The sequence below is a fragment of the Viridibacillus sp. NPDC093762 genome (genome assembly GCF_050279675.1).
GTDB lineage: Bacteria > Bacillota > Bacilli > Bacillales_A > Planococcaceae > Viridibacillus.
Genome location: NZ_JBNNUK010000019.1, coordinates 38,676 through 62,372, shown reverse-complemented (window position 1 = coordinate 62,372; position 23,697 = coordinate 38,676). Strand labels below are relative to the sequence as shown.

At 34.0% G+C, this 23,697-nt stretch carries 22 protein-coding genes and 2 pseudogenes; 19 read left to right on the top strand and 5 right to left on the bottom strand.

From position 1 onward, the window contains the following. Nucleotides 1–200 precede the first annotated feature (200 nt). The 4 genes and pseudogenes from ACQKM9_RS18105 to ACQKM9_RS18090 form a co-directional block, all read left to right on the top strand. On the top strand, nucleotides 201–1,262 hold the full coding sequence (locus tag ACQKM9_RS18105) for a saccharopine dehydrogenase NADP-binding domain-containing protein (protein WP_427735784.1): 1,062 nt from the start codon (nucleotides 201–203) through the stop codon (nucleotides 1,260–1,262). 186 nt (nucleotides 1,263–1,448) lie between these two features. Further along, nucleotides 1,449–2,681 (top strand): hypothetical protein, encoded by a 1,233-nt coding sequence (locus ACQKM9_RS18100; protein ID WP_427735783.1) that lies wholly within the window; start codon nucleotides 1,449–1,451, stop codon nucleotides 2,679–2,681. Between the two features lie 189 nt (nucleotides 2,682–2,870). Continuing rightward, a complete protein-coding gene (locus tag ACQKM9_RS18095) occupies nucleotides 2,871–3,422 on the top strand; it encodes a helicase (RefSeq protein ID WP_427735782.1) in 552 nt (183 codons plus the stop codon). A gap of 120 nt (nucleotides 3,423–3,542) precedes the next feature. Continuing rightward, nucleotides 3,543–3,652, top strand: a pseudogene (locus tag ACQKM9_RS18090) (GNAT family N-acetyltransferase); the annotation flags it as partial. 142 nt (nucleotides 3,653–3,794) lie between these two features. Here the strand turns inward: ACQKM9_RS18090 and helD are convergent. Then, entirely contained in the window at nucleotides 3,795–6,131 is a 2,337-nt protein-coding gene (gene helD / locus ACQKM9_RS18085) for an RNA polymerase recycling motor HelD (protein WP_427735781.1), read from the bottom strand. Nucleotides 6,132–6,495: 364 nt separating this feature from the next. On the opposite strand from helD, the gene ACQKM9_RS18080 reads away from it, so the two are divergent. From ACQKM9_RS18080 to ACQKM9_RS18065, 4 genes are all read left to right on the top strand, one after another. Beyond that, entirely contained in the window at nucleotides 6,496–6,762 is a 267-nt protein-coding gene (locus ACQKM9_RS18080; protein ID WP_427735780.1) for a hypothetical protein, read from the top strand. 324 nt (nucleotides 6,763–7,086) lie between these two features. Further along, complete coding sequence (locus ACQKM9_RS18075) at nucleotides 7,087–7,602, top strand: YwhD family protein (protein WP_427735779.1); 516 nt, start codon at nucleotides 7,087–7,089, stop codon at nucleotides 7,600–7,602. Between the two features lie 17 nt (nucleotides 7,603–7,619). Then, entirely contained in the window at nucleotides 7,620–7,856 is a 237-nt protein-coding gene (locus ACQKM9_RS18070) for an indolepyruvate ferredoxin oxidoreductase subunit alpha (protein ID WP_427735778.1), read from the top strand. Between the two features lie 39 nt (nucleotides 7,857–7,895). After that, on the top strand, nucleotides 7,896–8,369 hold the full coding sequence (locus tag ACQKM9_RS18065) for a DUF1189 family protein (protein ID WP_427735777.1): 474 nt from the start codon (nucleotides 7,896–7,898) through the stop codon (nucleotides 8,367–8,369). A gap of 440 nt (nucleotides 8,370–8,809) precedes the next feature. Here the strand turns inward: ACQKM9_RS18065 and ACQKM9_RS18060 are convergent, their stop codons facing one another. Further along, nucleotides 8,810–9,484: a hypothetical protein gene (locus ACQKM9_RS18060; RefSeq protein WP_427735776.1), complete on the bottom strand. Its 675-nt coding sequence runs from the start codon at nucleotides 9,482–9,484 to the stop codon at nucleotides 8,810–8,812. 368 nt (nucleotides 9,485–9,852) lie between these two features. Between ACQKM9_RS18060 and ACQKM9_RS18055 the strand changes: the two genes are divergently transcribed. Next, nucleotides 9,853–11,427 (top strand): long-chain-fatty-acid--CoA ligase, encoded by a 1,575-nt coding sequence (locus tag ACQKM9_RS18055; protein WP_427735775.1) that lies wholly within the window; start codon nucleotides 9,853–9,855, stop codon nucleotides 11,425–11,427. A gap of 828 nt (nucleotides 11,428–12,255) precedes the next feature. Here ACQKM9_RS18055 and ACQKM9_RS18050 read toward each other — a convergent pair. Next, nucleotides 12,256–12,633, bottom strand: a complete 378-nt coding sequence (locus ACQKM9_RS18050; protein WP_427735774.1) for a hypothetical protein — start codon at nucleotides 12,631–12,633, stop codon at nucleotides 12,256–12,258. A gap of 324 nt (nucleotides 12,634–12,957) precedes the next feature. On the opposite strand from ACQKM9_RS18050, the gene ACQKM9_RS18045 reads away from it, so the two are divergent. From ACQKM9_RS18045 to ACQKM9_RS18035, 3 genes are all read left to right on the top strand, one after another. Further along, nucleotides 12,958–13,380 carry a hypothetical protein gene (locus ACQKM9_RS18045; RefSeq protein ID WP_427735773.1) on the top strand — a complete coding sequence of 141 codons (423 nt, stop codon included), beginning with the start codon at nucleotides 12,958–12,960 and terminating at the stop codon, nucleotides 13,378–13,380. A 62-nt stretch (nucleotides 13,381–13,442) separates the two neighbouring features. Continuing rightward, on the top strand, nucleotides 13,443–14,294 hold the full coding sequence (locus ACQKM9_RS18040; RefSeq protein WP_427735772.1) for a M15 family metallopeptidase: 852 nt from the start codon (nucleotides 13,443–13,445) through the stop codon (nucleotides 14,292–14,294). Nucleotides 14,295–14,525: 231 nt separating this feature from the next. Then, a complete protein-coding gene (locus ACQKM9_RS18035; protein ID WP_427735771.1) occupies nucleotides 14,526–14,681 on the top strand; it encodes a hypothetical protein in 156 nt (51 codons plus the stop codon). 275 nt (nucleotides 14,682–14,956) lie between these two features. On the opposite strand, the gene ACQKM9_RS18030 is transcribed toward ACQKM9_RS18035, so the two are convergent. Further along, nucleotides 14,957–15,214 (bottom strand): translation initiation factor 2, encoded by a 258-nt coding sequence (locus ACQKM9_RS18030; RefSeq protein WP_427735770.1) that lies wholly within the window; start codon nucleotides 15,212–15,214, stop codon nucleotides 14,957–14,959. An 849-nt stretch (nucleotides 15,215–16,063) separates the two neighbouring features. On the opposite strand from ACQKM9_RS18030, the gene ACQKM9_RS18025 reads away from it, so the two are divergent. Further along, nucleotides 16,064–16,342, top strand: a complete 279-nt coding sequence (locus tag ACQKM9_RS18025) for a YesK family protein (RefSeq protein ID WP_427735769.1) — start codon at nucleotides 16,064–16,066, stop codon at nucleotides 16,340–16,342. Nucleotides 16,343–16,424: 82 nt separating this feature from the next. Here the strand turns inward: ACQKM9_RS18025 and ACQKM9_RS18020 are convergent, their stop codons facing one another. Then, nucleotides 16,425–17,165 (bottom strand): GTP pyrophosphokinase, encoded by a 741-nt coding sequence (locus ACQKM9_RS18020; protein ID WP_427735767.1) that lies wholly within the window; start codon nucleotides 17,163–17,165, stop codon nucleotides 16,425–16,427. 609 nt (nucleotides 17,166–17,774) lie between these two features. On the opposite strand from ACQKM9_RS18020, the gene ACQKM9_RS18015 reads away from it, so the two are divergent. The 6 genes and pseudogenes from ACQKM9_RS18015 to ACQKM9_RS17990 all read left to right on the top strand — a co-directional run bounded on the left by ACQKM9_RS18015 (nucleotide 17,775) and on the right by ACQKM9_RS17990 (nucleotide 23,694). Next, nucleotides 17,775–19,715 (top strand): GTP-binding protein, encoded by a 1,941-nt coding sequence (locus ACQKM9_RS18015; protein WP_427735766.1) that lies wholly within the window; start codon nucleotides 17,775–17,777, stop codon nucleotides 19,713–19,715. Between the two features lie 217 nt (nucleotides 19,716–19,932). Continuing rightward, nucleotides 19,933–20,535, top strand: coding sequence for a class I SAM-dependent methyltransferase (locus ACQKM9_RS18010; protein ID WP_427735765.1), 603 nt, complete (start codon nucleotides 19,933–19,935; stop codon nucleotides 20,533–20,535). Between the two features lie 295 nt (nucleotides 20,536–20,830). Beyond that, nucleotides 20,831–21,406, top strand: coding sequence for a histidine phosphatase family protein (locus tag ACQKM9_RS18005; RefSeq protein WP_427735764.1), 576 nt, complete (start codon nucleotides 20,831–20,833; stop codon nucleotides 21,404–21,406). 49 nt (nucleotides 21,407–21,455) lie between these two features. Further along, nucleotides 21,456–21,815 (top strand): hypothetical protein, encoded by a 360-nt coding sequence (locus ACQKM9_RS18000; RefSeq protein ID WP_427735763.1) that lies wholly within the window; start codon nucleotides 21,456–21,458, stop codon nucleotides 21,813–21,815. A gap of 110 nt (nucleotides 21,816–21,925) precedes the next feature. Then, the gene (locus ACQKM9_RS17995) at nucleotides 21,926–22,114 is read left to right on the top strand and encodes a DNA-directed RNA polymerase subunit alpha C-terminal domain-containing protein (protein WP_427735762.1); all 189 of its coding nucleotides are present in this window, start codon (nucleotides 21,926–21,928) and stop codon (nucleotides 22,112–22,114) included. A gap of 1,061 nt (nucleotides 22,115–23,175) precedes the next feature. Further along, nucleotides 23,176–23,694 (top strand): annotated as a pseudogene (locus tag ACQKM9_RS17990) (GrpB family protein). Nucleotides 23,695–23,697: the final 3 nt, after the last annotated feature.

Sequence of the window (23,697 nt, the reverse complement as noted above, 5' to 3'; positions counted from 1 at the left end):
TTTGTCTCGAAAATTCTTTTATCACTCCTAAAAAATAATAATAATTTTACTAACATTTGTTTTAGTAGAAAATCTTTGATCTGTTCAGACAGCTCTTTTTTCTTATTCAGCAAACGGGACAGGTTTATTGAATAAGTTTTAGAATTACCCTTATGTGTTGAAATTAATAAAAATGTAAATAACAGGTAGGTTTTGGTGTTATGAAAAAAATATTGGTTATTGGGGCATCTGGAGTTCTTGGTAAATTAGTTTGTATCGAATTATTACGAATATTTGATAATCAAATAAAGTTAATAGTAACAGATTATAAAGCTGAGAGAGGAAAGAAGCTAGCAAATTCTCTTAACAATAATGTTCAATTCAAATATTTAGATGTAAATAAGGTGGAAAATGTAAAGAGAGTAATTGAAAATATTGATATTGTAGTAGTTGTCTTAAAACAGGAAGTTCCAAACGTCCAAAAAATTTGTATAGATAATAAGATAATATGTCTAGATGTTACCCCATTTTATGACTTTATAGAGAAAGTAAATGAATTAAATCAGAGTGCAGAAATGAATAACGTAGGTTCTATTGTAATGTCAGGTTTTTTCCCTGGATTATCAGGGTTAATGGTACAAAAAGCTGTTTCAAATTTCGAAGAAGTAACAGAGATAAATGTAGGATTATTACAAAATACTAATGCTAAAGCAGGGATATCTGGAATTTTAGATATGCTTAAAATTATTTCTCAACAAGTAAAGTTTGAAAACAAAATTATATCTGGATTTACTAAAAAAAGAAAAATGTATTTTCTTAATCATCATAAAGAAAAAGAGGTTAGACTTATACACCATTCAGAGAAAATTTTATTAAAAAACAAATTAAAAGTTAATTCTATAAATTATTGGACTTCTTGGAATGTTAATATTTTTAATAAACTGGTTTCTTTACTAAGAAGACTTGGTTTCTTTGAAATTATACATAAGTTTGGTAATAAATTTTTATCTAAAATAGTCAAACATAATACAAATAAAAATGAAAATGCTTTTCTTACTGTTGAAGTGAAAGGTTTAATTGGTAATAAGGAAAAGGTGAAAATAGTATCTATATCTACTTTTTCTGATTATCATACAACGGCAATGGTTACTGCTTCACTAACAAAAATTGCTCTACAAAAAAAGGTGAAAGGTGTAGTCTTCCCTTTTGAAGTATTAGATTTAGAAGAATTACTATCTGAAATAAATTGCCCGAACATTGTAATCGAGGAATTTGAAAAATAAAAAATAGTTATTAAGCTAACGGGTTGCTTTAGTAGAAAATCTTTGAGCTGTTTAGACGGCTCTTTTTTCTTCTTCAACTAATGACTAATGGGTAGTTTAGTTCAATAAGTAACCTTTCAAAGAAGGATGAATAACTTCATGTATAGATCAAGTTACAATGGTAACTGCATGAAAGGGAGGGGAATAATGCCTATGACTAACTATATAAATAGAATAATAGAAGAATTAGTAGAAGCAAAATTGGAGAATTATTGGCCAGATTTTGAAATGGTTGCTTATGCCTTATATGATAATTGCAATGTTTATTTATACAATCATCCTAAATTTAAAGGTAATCAACAAAATGCATATCAAATTTTAAAACGAGATGAACAGTTTAATGGTTGTACACTAATCCTCTATGAAGAATATCCAACAGCAATTGTAGATCTCCAATTGTATGAGGACTATGAAGGCTTGTTTTCTATTCTCGTACACGAATTATTTCACGGTTATCAATATATTAAGGGGGAAAATCGATTTCCTGATGAAATACTAGGAGTCACATATCCTTTATCAGAAGAAAATGTGCAATTAAGAAATCTAGAAAGAATAAATCTATATAATGCGTTGTTAGAAAAAAATACGCTTAAGAAGAAAGAATTTCTTAATACGTTCATAGAGCTAAAAGAAAAAAGAGCAACAAAAATTAATGAGTATCTAATATATGAAAACTTAATAGAAACCGTTGAGGGACCTGCGTGGTATGTGGAATTAAAAGCTTACGAAGAGAAAAGCTCATTAGCTTATGGTTCAGTTTTACAAAATTACGGACAATCCTTAATAAACAAATATGAGTCTACTTCTAATATACGAAGAAGCTGTTATAGTTCAGGTTTGTTTATGTGTTTATTACTAGATGAACTTTCACCAGGTTGGGAAGAAGGTTTTTTGAGTACAGAGGAAACATTATATGATTATTTCAAGCGACTCTCAGGTAACTTTATAAAAAGTAATCAAATTGATCACATAGAAATCGAAATAAGCTCAGAAACTGAGGAAGTGATAATTTTTACATTAGAAAATAGGAAGAAAGAATTTAAAAAGTTTAATGAACAAAAAGGAATTCTTCTAAGTATTGAGGGAGAAATAATCGCAAAATCATTTGACCCAATGAATATTATTTTCCTAGAAGATAAGCTTTTACATAAAAACTTTATTAAGGTTAGAATTAATAATGAAGACTACATGTTACAACAACAGGTTATTACTGATTTTAAAGGTAGGCTACAAGACATAAAAAAATTACATTTAATATTAAAGGATAAACCCATCGAAAATATTGATTCGCTTGTAGTAGAAGGTGTTGGCGAAATAAAAGGGAGATATTTGAAAGAAGGAAATAATTATCACTTATTTGTTAATAATAATCAATCGTAATTTCCTTCTTAGAGTAACGGGGTGCTTTAGTAGAAAATCTTTGAGCTGTTTAGACGGCTCTTTTTTCTTCCTCAATTAAAAGTACAGGTTAGTTGAACAATGAACTTATCGGGAATTGTAGAATATTAAATACACTCTAATATATCGGTTTTTGAGCTTGTATATCCAATTTGTTAGGAGTGAATACGAATGCGTATCGAAAATGAGAAAGTATACCCTAATTGCCCGATTATATCCAGAACAGTAGAAATTGGCGGACTTACGAAATCGCAACTTATTCAAAAATTGCAACTACAATCTATTTTGATGAATGAGTATGGTGAGAGGCTGTTAGCTGATGATAAATTTACGACTTCTGATACAAAGTATAGCGTGCAGACCGTTGAATTAACCGTTAGCGATCTTGGCTTTCCTAATGGGGCTAATACGACTCAAATTTTTAAAAGAGCGAGCGAACTTGGTTTGGAATTGTGTCCGCTTGAGCTAGGAGCTCACCTTAGACTGGGGTATCTGGATCAGCCTGAAGGTTTTTCGGGGAATCCTTTTCAGCAGCGACATCAAGCTCCATCCGGCTCCATTACAATAGCATCGGAGATACTAACTGAAGACGATGATTTTCCGAAAGGCTTTTATCTTAGACGAATAAACGGAGTGTTGTGGCTTCGTGGATACCGTGCTGATCATCTGCATGTGTGGAATCATGATGATCATTTTATCTTTTGCAAAACAAAAAAGACCTAAGAGTGGAGTAATTATCAGTCGAAAAAGTGGCAGCTTACTTTTGTTCAACTAAAGGGAGCGTTCATCCAAGAAGGATTAACTCTCTTTATGATGAAGTGATTGTACTAATGAGGTTGGTTAGTTGTAGAAGAGGGGAAAGTTGTATTTTTTATTAAGTTGAAAACAACTGCATTGGTCAGATTAAGATACGTTTTAATTGGAATGGATATGCACTCATTGAGGACATTGCTTAAGTTTATGGCTGTATTTTATTAATGCAAAAAAGCCGAAAAATATGTAAGCGGTGAATAAAAACTTACATACCTTCGGCTCATTAAATTATTCCTAATTAAGTAATTGCCTCATGTGTTTACCGTTAAAATTTAGTTTAAATCAAGCTTGGATGTAACTTTCCCGCAAGACGTTTCGCAATAATGGGGTCGGTTCACCTACACTGTAAAGTTGCAAATGATGCATAGCTCTAGTACAGGCGGTGTAAAATGCTCTGCGAAGGCTCTCATCGCCATAAACTTGCTCTGATGCATCATAAATAATGACAGCGTCGAATTCAATGCCTTTAGCCAAATACGACGGTATGACAACAACTCCTTGTTCATATTCAATCGAGCCGCTTTTAACGAGCTTAATATCATCGATGTGAGACAAGGCTTCGAATGCACTTTTACTTTCCTTAGATGATTTACATATTATAGCAATACTGTTATGACGTTGACTTCGCAAAGTTGCAACTTTGGATGCGATGCAGTGGTGCAGTTCAGTGTGATTGAGCAATTGTATCAGCACGGGTAGCTCACCGTCGCGTTCGAAAGGGATAATCCGTTCGCCGTTAGGTACTAGTCTGCGTGTAAATTCGATAATCGGTTTTGTGGATCGGTAGCTGCGTGTCATGTTAATTACTTCCGTTTCATCCTGTCCGTATAAGCTCATAAGTGTACGAAAATCATCCATTTCGCTTGCGTGGGCGAATATTGCCTGATTAAAGTCACCTAGCACAGTCATTTTTGCAGAAGGAAATAAACGCTTAAGAAACTCGAATTGAAACGGTGAATAATCCTGAGCCTCGTCAATAAGTATGTGCTTTATCGAGCCGTTCGTCTGAAAGCCTTGAATCATCTCTTTCATAAATAAGAATGGAGTAGCATCTTCATAAGATAGTTTGCTTTCATCCAGCATTTCCAGCGTTTCTTGACAAATCTCCGCCCACTCCGCGGGTGTTTCTCCCTCTATCCACTGTTTGATCTGCAGGGGTTCAGCAAAAAGTTGCTTATATATTCCTTTAATGTCGATGAAACCAAATGTTCCGACGCGTTTACGTAACGGCTTCAATTTTTGTTGAACAATCAATCGGGCAAGTACCTCAGGCTCAACCTCATAATCGGCAATCGATTCTCCCGTAAAGCCGCGTTTTTTTGCTAAGTAGGTATGGGCGTTGTGATAATCCTCGTCGTTAAGTAGCTCGATTTTTTCCTGTACCCACGGCTTAGTCAGTTCTGCCTTTTGAGTTTCGTTGATTGTCTTAACTAGCCAATCCTTTAACTTTTCAAGTCTATTATGGAATCGGAGTGAAGTGTCGTTACTATAAAACCTTTCTGCTATTTGCCCCGCAGTAACAATCGGTTCTCCTCTGAAGATCAAGTCCTTGAATATCATTCCAGAGAACTCTAACGATTTCATATATAATTCAATAGCATTGAAAAAAAGAGGTGATGCTTTGAATCGAATGCTCGCAACCCTTGACTTGTAGGAAGGGGTGTTCGTAGTAGTTAAAACATATTCCAATTGCTCGTAGGGATTTTCAACTTGAAACTCTGTACTCAGCCGATGGTCTAAGTATTCCTGAAATGTGACCTGCTGCATATTCTCTTCTCCAAGTTCTGGAAGCACACTGGATACATAACTGTTAAACATCGAATTTGGTGAAAATAGAATTATTTGATCAGCATTCATACTATCTCGATTTTTGTAGAGTAAAAAAGCGATCCGCTGCAGGGCGGCCGATGTCTTGCCACTGCCAGCTGCACCGTGTACAATAAGCAGTTTCCCACGATCATGACGGATGATTCGATTTTGCTCCTGTTGGATCGTAGCTACTATATTGTGCATATGTTTATCTGTGCCTTTGCCCAGTACCTGTTGTAAAATCTCGTCTCCAATGGTAAGACTCGTATCGAACATGGATTGAAGAACACCGTCACGGATAAGATATTGTCCCTTTTTCTCCAAAATGCCTTTGATTTCACCCTCAAGTGTTGCATACTTAGCCGGTCCAGTCTGGTACTCATAGTAGATACTTGAGATAGGTGCCCTCCAGTCATAGATAAGAAATTCCTCGCCACTTGCATCTGTAAGTGTGGAAATGCCAATATAGATTTGTTCCTGAGTAGATTCTCCTTCTTCAATGAAATCGATTCGGCCGAAGTAGGGAACCTCCTGCATACGTCGAAGCGTAGACAATCTCTTAGATACATGTCTATCGGTGCTTTGACTTACAGTTAGAGCTTGAGCCTCTTGTCTCAAGCCGATGATGGTTTCAAGATAATCGTCAAAAGTATCAAGATTCACTTTTACTTCATCAAAGAAGTGTTTTCGTATACTAACCAGTTCGTTTTGACGTCGAGAAGTTTCTTCCTCTAATTTGCTGATACGCTCCGTTATTGTCTCTATTACACTATCCACACGTTTTTGCTCCTGCAGAAATTCTGAACCCATAGCAACCACTCCTTAAAAAAATGGATTTGACAAACGAAAAAATATGTTGTATAATTTAAAATAGGGATATACTACTCTTTATTATTTTTAAGAGTATATCTATATAAATTTACCACAGGTTCTCATTTTTATCAATGTGTTGGACTTGATTTTTATGTTTGTAGATTTTTAATGCTTTTTTGCGATAACATATACTAAGTGAACGTAAAACACATCCTCTAGTTAAGAGGGTGTGTTTTTTTTGACCAATTTTACTACGAAATATATAATATCAGTTTTGAGGTAGGTTACTTAAAAAAGTTAGTAATAATTATCTCAGAATTCTCAAAAGTAGAAGGGGATAAGAGTAAGTATGATCAGTTTTTTGTTAGAATTTATTGCTGGATTATTTGGCGGTATTGGATATAGTGGATCTTTAAATACGAAAAAAATTGACCAAAATATTGAACTCTTAAAACAACATGATTGGTTTAAGAATATATACGAAGATGAAAGATATCACCGTTTGTTTTTTGTAAGTAAAAAAGTTAGACGTTATTTACAAAGTACAATTCGTGTTAGAAAAATAATTCGTAGTAAAGAAGCGCAAAAAAAGCTGTTGTTATTTCTTAATAAACAGATAAAAGCGTAATTTTCTAATTTCAATTAACGGGGATTTCATTGAAGAAGAGCTACTAAAAAATCAAACTTTTTTCCAAACTGTATATTAAATTACCAGAAAAGAAAGCATTTTGATCAATTAATGCTTTCTTTTTATTTACTATAAATCGTGATTTTTAGAGTTGATTTTAATCAAATTTACTTCCAAACCAACACTCAGACTATTGAATGAACTTTGCTAGATTGTATTGCTAGTTGACTTTAGAATCTTTATATTAAACGTATCAATCAAGTAATGAATAGAAGCAGTCGTAGCTCTTAATGATTTTATCATTTTTGAGAGAGGGGCAGGGATATGGAACCAATTAAGAAAAAGGTACAGTTTAACATTTTAAGTAGTGATTCAACGAATGGTGATGGTGGTTTTGGTGTAGGGACACTCGATTTAAATAATATTACACCAGTCATTATTGATGTAGAGCGTGAAGACGTTTTTATAGATATGGAAGCATTACATGGGAGAAGTCGGATTGAGAAAAAAGTGCGTTTTGCACCAAATCGTGAGCATGCGGGGGATGATTATTTTGCTTATTGGATTGTCTGGATTGCTATGCAAACATCGAGTAGTGGCGCATATTATGCAGGTTGTACAGCTAGTGAAGTATTAGTTTCGAAAGGAGAAAGGCGCATCAAATTGGGTTATAAATCCCTTCCCGAGCAAGTCAATATGCTGGATAAGGCGATGAAGGGTAATGTGATCATGAATCATCTAGATTCGAAGTCGAAACAATTACTCTGTCACTTTTTGAAACGCTTCAATGAAGATTACTGGGCGCGAAGTCCACAAATATTGAAGGATCAGCTCATGTAGACGAGGGGGAACGAAAAATGGCTTTTGTTATAACAGAGGCGTGTCAGGATGAAAAAGCAGCATCTTGTTTAGATGTATGTCCTGTAGATTGTATAAAACCTGTAGGGAAGCAGTATGTGATAGACCCTAGACTATGTATTGATTGCGGTGCATGTGAAACAGTATGCCCAATTGAAGCTATCTATCATGAAGATGAATTACTAGAAGCAGATCAACCAGCGAGAATAATGGCTATTAATCATTTTAGATCATAGTATTTTAAAGTAATTAAAATTGGGAGTTAAATCAGTCGAATGAGCATTGTTACTACATTTAAAGTAAGTTTATCATTACCAAAAAAGAAGGCAGTTTATCAAATAAATCGTATCAAAACGAAAGATTACTTATTGTATATTTTGCTTATGCACTTTGTAATTGCGCTTCCTAATGGCATACAGATGGCAAGTGAGTTTATAGCAAAAGGCGACATTGATAAAACCTTTCTATTAGTCTTCACTTTATACCCTCTATTAGTCATCTTGACAGGCATTACGAGTATTTCAGTACTTGCAACGACAGGAATACTAATAAGAACCATTGCAAAGAGGAAGCTCGTATATCAACTGCTTTGGAAAATGGCTATGTATGCATGTACATACCCAGTCTTACTATACACGACGATTAATCTCTTTTATAAAACAAACTCGATGATTCATCTAACATTGGTCTTGCTGTTTCTATATATTTTTACAAAAATGATTTTAGCTTATCCAAAAAAGAAGAGATGACTATTTTGTAACGAATAAAACTTAAGAATAGATGCAATGAGTCAGGAGTTGATCTACTCTTGGCTTATTTTTTATCATTCATATCAACTTTTTAAAGGGAATGGAATTACTAAATAGAATATAGCGCCCGTCAATTCAACTGGTTGCTTGATAGACTTCCCCTAGAACAAAAAGAAGTGCATCTCAATCGCCATCATTTTCACTTCGTAGGGATAACTCACACTTGTTCCCATAGAAAAAACACCTCCTAATTGAAGTTTAGGTATCTAAACCCGAATTCAATCGAAGATGCTTTTTTTATTTGTCTATATTTTTGGGCCAGTCCCCTTATTTAGTCACTCTTTTTTAATACAATTAAAACTCTTAACTATATGATAAAAGGCAACATAAGGGGCTTAGTGGTCAAGGCTAAGCTCATAATTAGGAATGTGTTATAGTAGCTACATTCTGTGATGGTAATATTCAACAGCTGCCCCCACTCCATAACCAATAATAACACCAATAGCAACACCTGCTACAACTTGTGCAACTTTTCTGGAAACCGGATTATTGATTACAGAAATAACTTCTTTACCCTGATCAGAATTACAGAATTTCAGATTTAGTTCACTAATTGTAGAGCTAATAAAATTATCTAGTTCATCTTCATTTTCAGGTATATTCAGAATTTCTACCTCATCAAAACAAAAATCATAAATTTTTTGTTGTACATCATCTGGAATTAAAGATAATTTCTTACCAATTTCTTGAGTAATGTCTACAACTTCTGCGTTACTTTCAAAAGACCGTCCTCCAACTACTAAGTCCCCAGGTGGACATGTTGGAATATGAGGAGGCCAAAATATCGGATATGGCATAGGAGGAGGAAATATCGGATTTGTAATAGTAGGAGACCATATCGGATTTGTACCTGCAGCTGCAGCTGGAATTTGATGTGAGCGAGCAATTATGTCCCAAGGAGAGGATGGAGATGGATTTGGTATACACCAAGGCACCATCATCCATGGCATTGGACTTACTCCAGTTGGTTCAGTTGGTTGAGTTGACCTTTCCCCAGGTGGTCGACATGACAAACGCGCTCCTTTGACTTTGTTATTTGGACATTTTATTATCATTATAATTCCTCCTTTTTTTTGCTTTGCTATTCGTACGAATTTTATTATTTGTTTCATACTTTTAAATATACTCCGTTACATATTTCCCTTTGACATAATTCAAGCATTCGATGTTGAGAAAATGATCCATGCGGAGGAGTATACAAAAACTTATAATGTAATCTGTATCAAATGTTGTTTCAAAGCACTAAACATTTTTGTCATTTCCTGTACTAGCACAGCATATCACTATTATATTCCATTTGTTTAGTAGCTAATTAGTAGAGAGTTTAACTTATAAAATGTTATTTTGATAAACATAAGATGACAGAATTATCTAACAAATGTAAAATGGTAATAATTACATAAAATAGAAGGGGTGTTTAGGAATGAATGTACCACTAGTTTTATCGCAGTTCCTTGATCGTGCAGTAACACTATACGGTGATAAGGAAGCTGTGCAATGCGAAGGGAGAGTATTTACATACCGCCAGTTGGAAGGGCGTGTAAATCAACTTTCAAGAGGATTACAATCAATTGGTGTTGTAAAGGGAGACAGAGTAGCATATCTAGCTTCTAACACAGTAGAAATGCTTGAAGGCTTTTATGGCATATACCAATTAGGTGCGATAATGGTACCTCTAAATATCCGATTAAAACCAGAAGACTATTTATTTATCTTAAATCATAGTGAATCGAAGGTACTATTGGTAGATCAAGATTTATATGAATTAATCTTGCCAATCAAAGACCTGTTAGAAACAATCGAGCATATTATTGTGCATTATAAAGAAGAAGCTACGGAGGAAATTGGTTATGATGAGTGGTTAGCAACATTTTCTTCAGAACCGGTTAAACGTGCTGAATTGGATGAAAATGATGTCTGCAGTTTACTTTATACAAGTGGTACAACTGGGGATCCAAAAGGAGTTATGCTGACGCATCGCAACAATTATTTACATGCATTAAGTTCGATGCATCATTTGCGTGTAACAGATGAGGACATTTACTTGCATGTTTTACCAATGTTCCATGTAAACGGCTGGGGTGCACCGTTTTATTATACAGCGAATGGCGCGACTCATATTTGCTTGAAGAAGGCCACACCAGAGGCAATTTTCCGTGAAATCGAAGCCCAAAAAGTAACAATTGTCCATATGGCACCAACTGTACTTAATTCACTATTACAATATTATGATGAGCATAAGCCTGTCGTTGATCAAAAGGTACGGGTTGTCCTTGCAGGATCTGCACCACCACATGCTTTTATCAAAAAAGTGGAACAAAAACTTGGCTGGGAATTTATCCAGGTTTACGGTATGACGGAATCTTCACCACTAAGTCTGATTTCTAGAATTCTGCCGCAGTTCAGTGACTTATCAGATGACGAAAAATCACGTTTAAAAGTAAAAGCAGGATATCAGATGATTGGCGCCGAAGTAAAAGTAGTGGACGAGTTCGGGGAAGAAGTGCCTTATGATGGTACAGCAACTGGAGAAATAGTCGTTCGCAGTCATGGTGTAATGAAAGGCTATTGGAAAAATGAGAAAGCAACATTAGAAGCAATTCAAAATGGATGGCTCCATACGGGTGATGTGGGAACCATTGATGAAAGGGGCTATATTGAAATTACAGACCGCAAAAAGGACATTATTATAAGTGGCGGTGAGAATATTTCTTCTATTGAAGTAGAAGGCGTGCTTTATGATCATCCTGCTATTTTAGAAGCAGCAGTTATCGCCATTCCTCACGAGAAATGGGGAGAAACACCACATGCATATGTTGTTCTACGGGAAAATGCAGAAGTAACAGAACAGGAAATCATCGACTTCTCCCGTTCAAAATTAGCTCATTTTAAAGCGATTAAAAGTGTGACATTCACAGACGAATTACCAAAAACAGCATCGGGTAAAATCCAAAAAGTTCATTTACGAAATGAGCATATTGAAAGTATGAAAGTTTAAGCTCTCCAACAGTCACCTAGATTAGGCTGTATTTTCAATGAAAAGAACTCATAATTGGCGCTATAAAAAGCAAATATAAAATTGCATATAATGATAATGAAAAAAGTAAAGAGGTGGTCTAGTTGATCTTTATATTAGCCAGCAGCGTGCTAGCTTTTATACTCATACTTTCTGAATACTTGAAAAGCTCGAAAATCTTCAACGTATTTTATCTTATTTCATTAATAAGCGTCATCTACACATTTGTTAGTTTCATTGATATAGGAGGAATAGAAGCTTTAAGTTATAGCATCATCTCTCTAATATTTGGCATAATTGGCGTAGGTGGTATGATAATAACACTATGTAAACAAAAACAATTGAATATGTAAAAATAGGCTTCCACAGAGTTTTTCTGTGGAGGTTTTTTGATTGTGATGCGGAATTTGGGACGAGGTTAGGACATGAATATTCTGCTAAATAACAAAGGGCCCAGTTAGCGCAACAAACGATGGAGTTAAAGCAACAATCATCACAGATAGCGCAACAAACAATAGAGTTAACACAACAATCATCCTAGTTAGCGCAATAAACAACTTTTTCACTTTCTCCAAGCTCGCTAAATGTTAAAACTACCACAAAAATGAAATTTTTGGATTAGTTTAGTGAATAGTAGATTGAATTGGGAATCACAAATAACTTCCTACTTAACATTGACCTTCGCTGTCATTCAATAGATAGAGTCAAGAATTAGCAAATGCGGTTTGGTATGATGAGGAGGTTAGCCAAACATAATTTTAGCAAAAAAACAGACTCCTAAAAGAGATTGGAATCTGTTTGGAGGAAAAGTTAAGCTTGGGGTTTTACATTTTTGTATACGTTTACAATAAAGAGGACAACAGATAAAGCGACTGCTGAGCCACCACCAGATACACAAAACTCCATAATACCGCGAGGGACATCGACATAAATAAAGATCATGCCCAATAATAAGAATGGTAATCCAATATTAAATAACCAAAACTGTACCTTAGCCAAAGTCGTCTCGCCTGCATCCTTATAAACAGAATAAATAAGTCCAATGATAGCAGCAGAAACCCATCCGACAAGGTTTATATGAGCATGTGTTGCAGCCCACTTCAGCTGAATTGTGTAATGCATAAAAAGACCATAACCAATTCCTAACGCGAAGTACAGGACAGCAATCTTAATCCATTTAGCACCCAATCGATCCATCTCCTTTTTAGTATTAATACATGTATATTCGCGAAATTCGGTATCATTACTGATAATTCGAGGATTGGAAATTTAAATTTGTATAAAATTGTATTTCAGAAAGCGAAGAAGTAAATGAGCAAGTATAGTAATCCATCTTAGTTGAAGACCATTCTGCAAAATTAAATTAATTCATCTTCAAAATATTTTTATCATGCGTCATATTGAAGAAATGTACTCCAAATGTTATTGTTTTTATATTCTGAAAAATAATTCCCGTTGTTAGTCTGATGCGGATTTCGCAATTTAAAATATTTTAGAAGAGGGTGTATGACAATGTCAGTAGTAGCAATAAATATGATGAATGCTTTTACAATCGAAAAATTACGAGATAACACCATTTCAAATGAACAAATTCTTGAGGGCTTAGAAAAACAACAAACGGAAAACTGGATAAAAAATGACCCAACACTTAACTTAGATGATTTAGTAGCTTTATATCAAGATGATAAAAATACTCTTGAAAGTGCAATAACACAAGGTTATTCAGTGAAATTTTTAACATTCAATGGACTGAAAAGCTTATTGAAATTCCGTTTTCATAAAATAGAAGGGGAAGACTTTCAGCTTTGTGATTCAGGAATAATGGATTTAAATCTTTCGAAAGAAGATCAACCTATTTTAGAGCAAATGCTTTCTATTAATTGGTATATTAAAGCTAATACAAATGATTCATCAATCAATGTATTGCTTAAATAAAGGTTATAGATTAATAGCGAATCACTCAAAGCTGAAAGGTACATAAGGAGCTGAACTTGAAATTGAATATCAAAAAAATCTTTATTGCTAGCTCGGTGCTTGGTTTACTGTTTACACTTGGTATCGCTGGGGTGTCACAAACAGCATCTGTTCAAGCCTCACCAGCTAAAAAGTCCCTAAATAAAACTTTAAAAGCAACAACGGCTGTGAATATGAGAAAAGGGATCGGCACAAAATACAAAAAAATCATGACAGTTGAAAAAGGGATATTTGTGACCGCGAGTAAGTACTCGAAAGGTTGGTACAAAGTAAGTGCTAACGGTAAAACAGGATGGGTCTCTGGTAAATACCTAACATCAGCACCCGCAAACTATAAGGAAGCCGGTCTTGTAGAATTATCTGAAAAAGATGGTTTTATCATTGACTTAAAATATGCAACGAAGAATAATTTCATGGGATATGCATTATACCCAAAAGACAGTAAAGCATTGGTGGCAAAATCGACAGCAGTAAAACTAAAAAAAGCCAATCAACTAGCACATAAAAGAGGCTATAAGATTAAGATCTGGGACGTTTATAGACCATTATCTGTTCAATGGGAAATGTACAACAAGATTCAAAACCATAACTATGTTGCAAATCCTACGTTAGATTCCAATCATAGTAAAGGAGTCAGTGTGGACGTGACATTAGTGGATTCTAAAGGTAAAGAACTGAAAATGCCAACCAAATTCGACTCCTTTTCTACTAAAGCAGGGCGTTACTATCAAGGGAATTCTAAAACAGCGCAAAAAAATATGAACTATTTAACAACAATCATGACTCAATCTGGCTTCAAAACAATCAATTCAGAATGGTGGCACTATAACGATTTGAGTAATACACATCCAACTTTAGATGTACCTACGAAATGACGCTATCAAGCTTATAGAGGCCTACTTAATTAAGTGTAAGGTTTGCGGGGGATCTACAACTAGAACGATTTTTTTATGAAATTATGCGATATTTAATAGAATATTCTAAGGTGAATTATCATCCCATTAAGCATTCATTCCACTTTAAGCAACAGGGTTAAGTACTGCTTCACCAAGGGTTCTTTCTTTCATAAGACGCTGTATGACATTTCTAGAAAACGTTTCTGTTTAATGGGGCATTATAATTTTGGTATTGATATGTTCTCTAGAATGGATCCAGTTGTGAAATTAGATCTAATCATTACTGATGAAGAAATGGGAGCTGAAAAGATTGATGTAATAAGAGCGAAGGGGGTAGAAGTAATAGTAATCAGAAATCAGGAGTAAATAGTATTACTCAAAAAAATTACACCTCCAATTGTTAGTTGTGTCTAACAATTGGGGGTACGGTTCAGATGAGACCCTCTAATGTGGTTTGTTTTTTTGGAAACGCACTTGTTAATTGATTTGAATTTATCAGAACAAAAAGACTAATTGAGACAATTGCAAACAGTAGTATTGAAATCGTACATAAAAAGCTCACTTACATCGTGTGAGCTTTGATAGTGTGCTTTTTAAGTAAGGGTTTAATAATGTTTGGCAATAGAAATGTAGAACCATTCCTATTTTTTTCGTTCTAGATTAGATATTTGTTTTGTTAGTTGCTCAACTTGTTTTTGTAGTTGCTCTAATTGTTTTGATTGGTTATCTTGATTTGAAGATCCTTGATTATTTGAAATCTCTAATTGTTGTAGTGCGATTCCAGCAGCAACAGTCTGTATTCCATCACCTAATGTAGAGATTGCAGTTCCAATCAATGCAAGTTTAGCAGCGAAAACCTCAGGTGATTCATAATTTTGATTATTTTGTCTATTATCCATCTATATCCTCCTTAAAGGGATTGAACATATTTAAGCTTAGGAATTAAAAGTTGTATTCAGATTAATCTCTGAAGATTTTTCCTTTTCTATTCGATATAGTTCATAAATTCAAAAGCCGAAAAAGCAGGGCTTTATTCGATTAACGATATTTACATAAAATGTGGTTATATAAAGCAGTTATTTGCTCCACTTACGATCTTGAACTACGAACCATTTGCTTTGGAAATATGATTAATCAATTTGTTTGTTATTTGTTATTGAGACGAATTGTAATTAAATATTTATTCACAACATGAGATATTTTATGTTAATTGAGAAGAAGATGTGACTAGTCCAAGTACTAATGAGGCTAGTTTAAGCCATATATATGTATGATTAATACAACTGACGAATTGTTCAGACTCAACATGAATTTTCTAAATGTATAGTTAGAAACAAGCAATAAAAATTAACCATTGCGCCAGAAGGAAATATAACAATAAAGGGTATTGGATCAATGAGCAATATATCCGAATAGTTATTAATTATGGAGTTTAAATATTTGTGAAATCCATTATTTTGTAAATTGAATTTTCATTTCGTAAAATACGTTACTGTAATAGCAGAAATTATCTTGATAAGACATTTGTCTGTGAATAGGCCATTGTGGAAGTATAAACTAGCTCTAGCACATATAATATTTAACTGTATTTATGTTGATGAAAGAAGATTGTCTTGGTACGGAGAGCGCATTCTAAAGATTCATATAATATATTATTTCGGAGCTTATTATTAAAAATAAGAAACAGATGATAAATATTTTTAAAAAAACTAATTTATGGAATTTTCTAATGAGAGGGGGGAATGTATATGATGTTTTTACCTTTATTATCTGGCATTATCGTTGGTGTAGTTCTGACGGTTATAGCATCGAAGTTGAAGAAAAAAGGGCATTCTAAAACAACAATTAACATTTACATGCTGGCATCGTTGGCTTTAGGAGTAGTACTCATTGCATATGGATATACAGTAGTAAGAGGATTTGAAGGATTTGCTTACTTATTGTTAGGCAGTCCAATTGTTATGGTTTCTATATATACTATTAGCAAAACCTTTTTCAGTAACACAAAAAAACACCAATTGATTTAATAATGTTTTATCTTTTATGGGGCTGTCCAAAAGTCAATGAAAACCGACTTTTGGGGGCAGCGCCTTTTTTGTTTAATTTTTTTTACCTCAGTCTATCAATAGCAATCTTTTTCATCATCTGAATAAGCATTTTCGTTGAGACTGTGTCTTCTATAGATAGATTATCTTTTTCATCATCCTCGATTTCTTTTAGGATGTTGATTTCTTTATTTAGTCGTTCCATTTTACGATCTAGTTCAGCTGCAGTAAAAGCGGCTTCTCTTAATTCATTTGTTAGTCGTTCTGGAACTTGTTTATTGTACTTATAATAGATTTTGTGTTCCAAACTTGCCCAGAAATCCATAGCAATCGTGCGGATTTGCATTTCTACGTATACATGCTCTTCACGATCCGACATAAAGACAGGTATTTTCAAAATGACGTGAAGACTTTGATAGCCATTTGGCTTTGGCTGTTGGATATAATCCTTTACTTCGATGACTTCGATGTCTGATTGAGCCTGAATCATTTCACTAATGATATAAATATCAGAAACAAAACAGCATGTAATTCGAATACCCGCAATATCTTTCATGTTTTCACGGATACCATCCAATGTTGTAGGGATATTCTTTTTACGCATTTTTATCAAAATACTTTCTGGTGATTTTATACGTGTAGTTACATGTTCTATTGGATTATATTCATGAATTAACTTGAATTCTTCCCTTAAAATACGAACCTTCGTCCCGATTTCATCTAATGCAAATTTATAAGCCATCATAAAACGAGTTAACTCTACTCGAAGTTCTTTCATATTTTGTTGCTCCATTAAATATGTCATTAAAAAATCTACACCTTTCAGAATTAAATAAAATGGTTCAATCTATTTCCTTATATATAATACACTAGCAACAATTGAATCCCTAAGAAAAACCGTTATATAGGTAAATATTGTTATATTAATTGGGTATTAAGTATAATTTTGAGAATGAATTCTTTAAATAGTGGAATAAGGTTGCATGAAAATACTATTGGTGTGGATCTAAATAAGCCTATAAAATAAAATTTTGAAAAAGAACCAATTGAATACGAAATACGAGTTTGGGACAACGAAAATAAATTGATTGCCACATTTAAAGATTTTGACGTTGTAAAAGAAAAAAGGGAAACGATAAATGAAATCTTGACTACTTGGAAAGAAGGTCGAGTTTCTTATGAAGTTGCATTAAAGGTTCTATAGTATGCAATGTGAAAGGCATAGAAAAACTTTTAGTGCCGTGTTCACATTAATTAACATAGCAAAATAAAAATGAGCTATTGCATGTTGAGCTCTTCAAGCAAAGTTTCGATTTATTAAACAACGATATTTTTCAGCGTATCTTATCTGCTTCAAGCTACCTATTCGATGCTATAATATAGTCATCTGTACTACACGAAATGAGGAGCATATATGTATAAAACAATAGGGATACTTGCCCATGTAGATGCTGGTAAAACGACATTTTCCGAGCAGCTACTTTTTCATACGAATAGTATCCGCCAGAGGGGGCGGGTTGATCACAAGGATGCCTTTTTAGACAATCATGCCATCGAGCGAGAGCGTGGTATTACTGTTTTTGCTGAGCAAGGCATTATTACATACAACGACCACACTTATACAATTATTGACACACCTGGACATGTCGATTTTTCACCTGAAATGGAGCGCGCTATTCAAGTGATGGATTATGCCATTTTAATAATTAGTGCAATTGATGGTGTAGAAGGCCATTCGGAAACGGTATGGCAATTATTACGTAAACACAATATCCCTACCTTTTTCTTTTTAAATAAAACAGATAGAGAGGGTGTCAATACGGAAGCAGTATTAAATGAGATTCGATCGAATCTTACAAAAAATGTTTGTGATATAACAACTGCTTTCCAAGATGGACAAATGCAAGAGGAGCTCATTGAATTTATTGCAGAGCGGGATGAAGAGCTTCTGGAACAGTATATGGAGTCAGGTTATGATATAGTGAAATGGCTTGAAGCATTCAAAAAACTGATTGCATCTGGAGAAATCTTCCCTTCAGCAAGTGGTTCGGCATTAAAGGATATCGGTGTGTTGGAATTCTTCTTAAAATTAGACCAACTTACGGTGACTTCTTATAGGAAAGACAGTGATTTTGCTGCACGGGTTTATAAAATACGTCATGATGATAATGATCAGCGCGTGACGTTTATGAAATGTTTTAGTGGTTCTTTGCAAGTAAGGGATGAAGTGAAATACGGAGAAAATTCAGAAAAGATCACGCAAATCCGTTTGTACAATGGCAATAAATTTACAACAGTCAATGAAGTTCGAGCTGGTGAACTTTTCGCGGTCACTGGCTTAAGTGGTGTAGAAATAGGAGAAGGTCTTGGCGTGCTCAGAGAGAAAGCAGTTTTTGAGCTCATTCCTACATTAAAATCGAAAGTCATTTTCGACACTAATATTCATGTGAAGGAAATGTTTCGTTGTTTTAAGATTTTGGATGCAGAAGATCCATCTCTCCATGTCTTTTGGGACGAGCATTTTCAAGAAATTCATGTTCATGTAATGGGGGTTATTCAACTTGAAGTGCTAGAACAGATTGTTAGAGAGCGTTTTTCATATAAAGTGTCATTTGGTGAACCGAAGATTTTGTATAAAGAAACGATTAGGGCAACTGTAACTGGGTATGGACATTTCGAGCCGCTACGACATTATGCAGAGGTGCATCTACAAATCGAACCAACTGAACGAGGTTCAGGTGTTACATTTGAGAATAAATGTCATGCAGATCATTTATCTGTCGGCAATCAAAATTTAATCCATCAACATGTAGTTGAAAGAAACCATCACGGCTTACTAACAGGTTCTGCAGTTACAGACGTGTTAATAACCCTACTAACAGGGCGTGGAAGTAACGAGCATACATCTGGTGGTGATTTCAGAGAAGCCACCCATAGGGCATTACGACAAGGTCTGGAACAAGCTGAGAATATTCTACTTGAACCGTATTATGATTTTAAGATTAAAGTAGATATGGATCATATAGGACGTGTAATGTCTGATGTTCAACAAGCTCACGGACGTTTTAATCCACCTGAAAACATAGGGGACAAGGTTGTCATAAAAGGACGCGTTCCGGTTGCCACTTTTATGAACTACAGCACAAGCTTTGCTGCTTTCACAAACGGTAAAGGTGCACTTACACTTAACTTTGCTGGCTATGATCAATGCCATAATACTGAACAAGTGATTGAAGAAATTGGTTATGATAAGAATGCAGATCCAGAGTATACGTCCACTTCAATTTTCTGTGCCAAAGGGAAGGGCTATTCTGTCCCTTGGGAAGAAGCCAAGGCTGCGATGCATTGTTTGTAGAATATTAAGGGGTACTCTTTAAATGAAGAAATATAAAAGCAGTGGGTTTCTAATAGGAATCCACTGTTTCTTTATTATCAGGTAAAATATGTTAAAATGTTTTTGGGTTGAAAATTAGAAATAAAAATTACTCAAATATAAATAATAATGAATTTACAAGTAAGGGCGATTTGTAGTGAATATTCTTTCTTAAATGAAGAGAAAATGGAGGATGGAATTGAACCTACTAGACCAATTGATAGAACAAGCTAAGAATCCAAAAGGAATCATAGGCTCAATTATGTTGAGAATTATGAATTCTGCACACACCAGCATGAACCAATGGGCGTTAGAAAAGGTAAAAGTAAAAGAATCAGCAGTAATATTGGACATAGGATGTGGAGGGGGGAAAACAATACAATTATTGTCTAAGCGGAATACGTTTGGAAAAATTGTCGGTATAGACTATTCCGAACAAGCAGTAAAAGATTCAATTAGAGCAAATAAACAAGATGTGGAAAAGGGTAAAGTAAATATCCTCCAAGGAAGTGTTACTGACATACCATTTCCAAATAATACATTTGATATAATAACAGCTTTTCAAACACATTACTTCTGGCCAGATTTAGAAAATGGAGTGAAAGAGGCATTTAGAGTTTTGAATAAAGATGGGCACTTTCTAATTATTGCAGAACTATACAAAATAAATTATCATATGAAAAATTTTAAAACGAAAGAAGAATTGGAACAATTGTTTATTAGAACGGGGTTCAATTCAATAAAGTTTTATGAGCAGAATAATGCTAAATGGCTTTGTGTTAAGGGTCATAAGACTTTTTAAAATCGCTTTTTGTTAGAAATTGAAGAGAATATTTATTAGAAGAATAAGTCTTAATTGGCTAAGCAAATACTCCAAAACCATTCTAGAAAAAAGCCTCATAACAATGTTACTTTTTTTCTATTATTAAATAGTACTTTTAAAAACACTAAGGTACACCTAGAGATGAGATAAAGTAGAGAATAGATGATTTATACTATTCTTATTATTATTTTGGTATAATTGGATAATAAAGTTTTCGGAGTTGTAAAATCAATGGATTGATAAAAAGTGTAAATAATAGCATAGGAGGAGTTAAATGGAGTTGGTATTTATTCGTCACGGCCAAGGTGTACATACTTTGGATGTACCTAAAAGTCTGCAAATAGAAGACCCAGCATTAACTTCTACAGGGGTAGAACAGGCATTGTTTTTAAGAAATCAATTTCCGCTATCAGATGATGATGTAATCATTATTAGTCCACTTAGAAGAACGCTTGAAACTGTATTTATTTGGAACGAAAATAAATATTGTCGCAAGATTGTAAGCCCATTAGTAGCTCCAAGGATTTTTCCCATTCACTCAAGTATGAATACATTGCCTTGTGATAAGATAATTAATTTAGAAATTATTGAACATGATTACCCAACTTTTGAAATAGATAGCAAGGCATCAATTGAACTCTGGTCGAATGGTATTAATACCTTAACAGAACATCAATTCACAAACCTTGCAGAAAAGTTTATTGGTGAATGTAAAAAGTTACATAAAGAAAAAATTTATATAGTGTCACACGATGGTACGATCACTTCTTATCGACAAATGCTTTCTGGGCAAAGGCTTACTCGAAATGATTTCCCAAAAGAAACAGGATGGTTTTCAGTTATTTGTTAAAGCACAATCCGATAAAAGTAAGGGATTTTTAGGAGTAGGGGGATTAGATATGAGCATATACAGCAAAGCATATCGTGACTTTCTAAAGAAAGATTTTATGTTACTGGTAATTGCAATTGTGTTATTATTCTTTACATTTGGGTTGTGGATGGGGGTTCCAGTATTTGTTGTAGGAATTTTTCTTTGGGAAATAAATATACCACCCTTTATTTCAATTATACTTGTATTATTACTAATTAGTGTGCTATTCACGATATTCTTTATTCCAATGAATATAAAAGTTGCAAAGACAATTGGAAAAATTAAAAACCGAAGTACTTTGAGAATATTTTCAAGATTACAATTGATATTTATTCTAAGCAGTTCAGTTATTTTCTCTTTAATCTTTATTGTAATTATTTTGGTGTAATAACCATCTGTGTAAAAATAGACATCGTAAAGTGAAGACAAATGATGTCGAAGTATATGAGTGGTAAATTATATTTTCTGCGACTTAAAATAAACGGATGGGGTGAAGTCATGCAAACCTGGCCCAAAGGTGTATCAAAGCCAGCGGTAAGAGCACTTAATAGCTTAGGAATCACGACATTAGAGCAATTAACAACAATTGATGAAAAGACCTTAAAGGCGCTTCATGGTATGGGCCCTAAATCTATAAGAGTATTAAAAGAATCGCTTCATGAAATGGGGCTCCAATTTAAAGACTAATGATAGTTAATGCTAATAAGAAAGAATACCAACATGGCGCTAGAAGGCGTATGTCGGAATTTTGGTAAGATGATACAATATGTATAATTGAACCATCAGGAACGATATAAAATCGCACCTAGATGGTTACTGACTGTCGCTTCTAGAAGATAAAATCAATGAGGTAACGGTTTAGTCAATAATCTTAATATGATAATCGTAAAGCTCGGCAGGAAATTCGACGGATAGAAAAGAAATTAATTTGGATTTTAAATCATGTGGAATGTTGAAATGGATGTTACTAATATGCATTTTGCGACCTAAATGAAACAAACTTTCATAGAGTGACTCAACAGAGTGCACAGAATATTGATCGGCATTGTGGTTACTTATCCGTTTCACCACGTATTCTGAATTTTCCTTATGAATGCGTAAAGTAATCATAAACCTTCACTTCCTTTATCTTTTTATTTACACCTAAAAGTGGGTGTCTCTCCATTATATACAAAAAAACATAAGATGGAATAGCAATAAGCTTAAATGACAGAATAATATAATAATTGAGATAAAGAATCCCTTTGTAAAAAAGTATTAATAATTATAATTTTCTGATATTTAATTAATGTAAAATCGTTATAATACTAGAATTATGCGATCTAACGATTCTTTAGAATCAATTTTTATTTGTGGTGATTCCTTTAAAGTATCATTAGGTAGTTACATATTATTGAAGTCTGTAAATAATTAACGGTACTGTCATTTGTTACACTACTGTATATGCATACTCACCAATCCATTGTAGCTAAATCGATTCCAGAGGAGACAAGGGGAAAGCATTTATCTATATTAGGCTTGATGAGTGTAATTGGAGGTATGATAGCGAGTTTATTTATTTGGGGTATGCAGTTTATTCCTGAGAATGGAATTACACTTATGTTTATTGTGTTGGGGATTTTGATACTGTTCATTTATACTAGTGTTTATAAGTTAACGCAATTAGATAGATAGTTTAAAGAAGTATGCTACGATTATAATAGACTGAATATATTGAATTTAAAGGGATGTCGAAATAGAGGTGAAAAATGAGAAAGGTTGAAGTGGTAGAATACGATCAAGAATGGGTTGCATTATTCTACAAAGAACAAAAGATAATTAGGGATATTTTCAATGATGAGATTTATGATATCTTTCATATTGGTAGTACATCAGTTGAAAATCTTCTTGCGAAGCCTGTAATTGATATAATGCCAGTAGTTTATCACATTGACCTGGTTGATCAATTTAAAGAGAAATTAGAAGAAATAGGTTATGTAGCTAAAAGGGAGAATGGACTCCCAGGATGACGTTATTTTACAAAAGGTGGTGACAATCGCACACACCATCTCCACTTTTATGAATTAGGACATACGGGTATTACTAGACATCTAGCTTTCCGCGATTATTTAAGAAGCCATCCTGATGAAGCGACAAAATATGGTCGAATAAAGCAAGCAAATGCATCACAATATCCATTTAATATGGAGGCATATATACAAGGGAAATCGACTTTTGCTAGTGAAATAGAACAAAAAGCGTTACGTTGGTATGAAAACTTGAAATGAGGT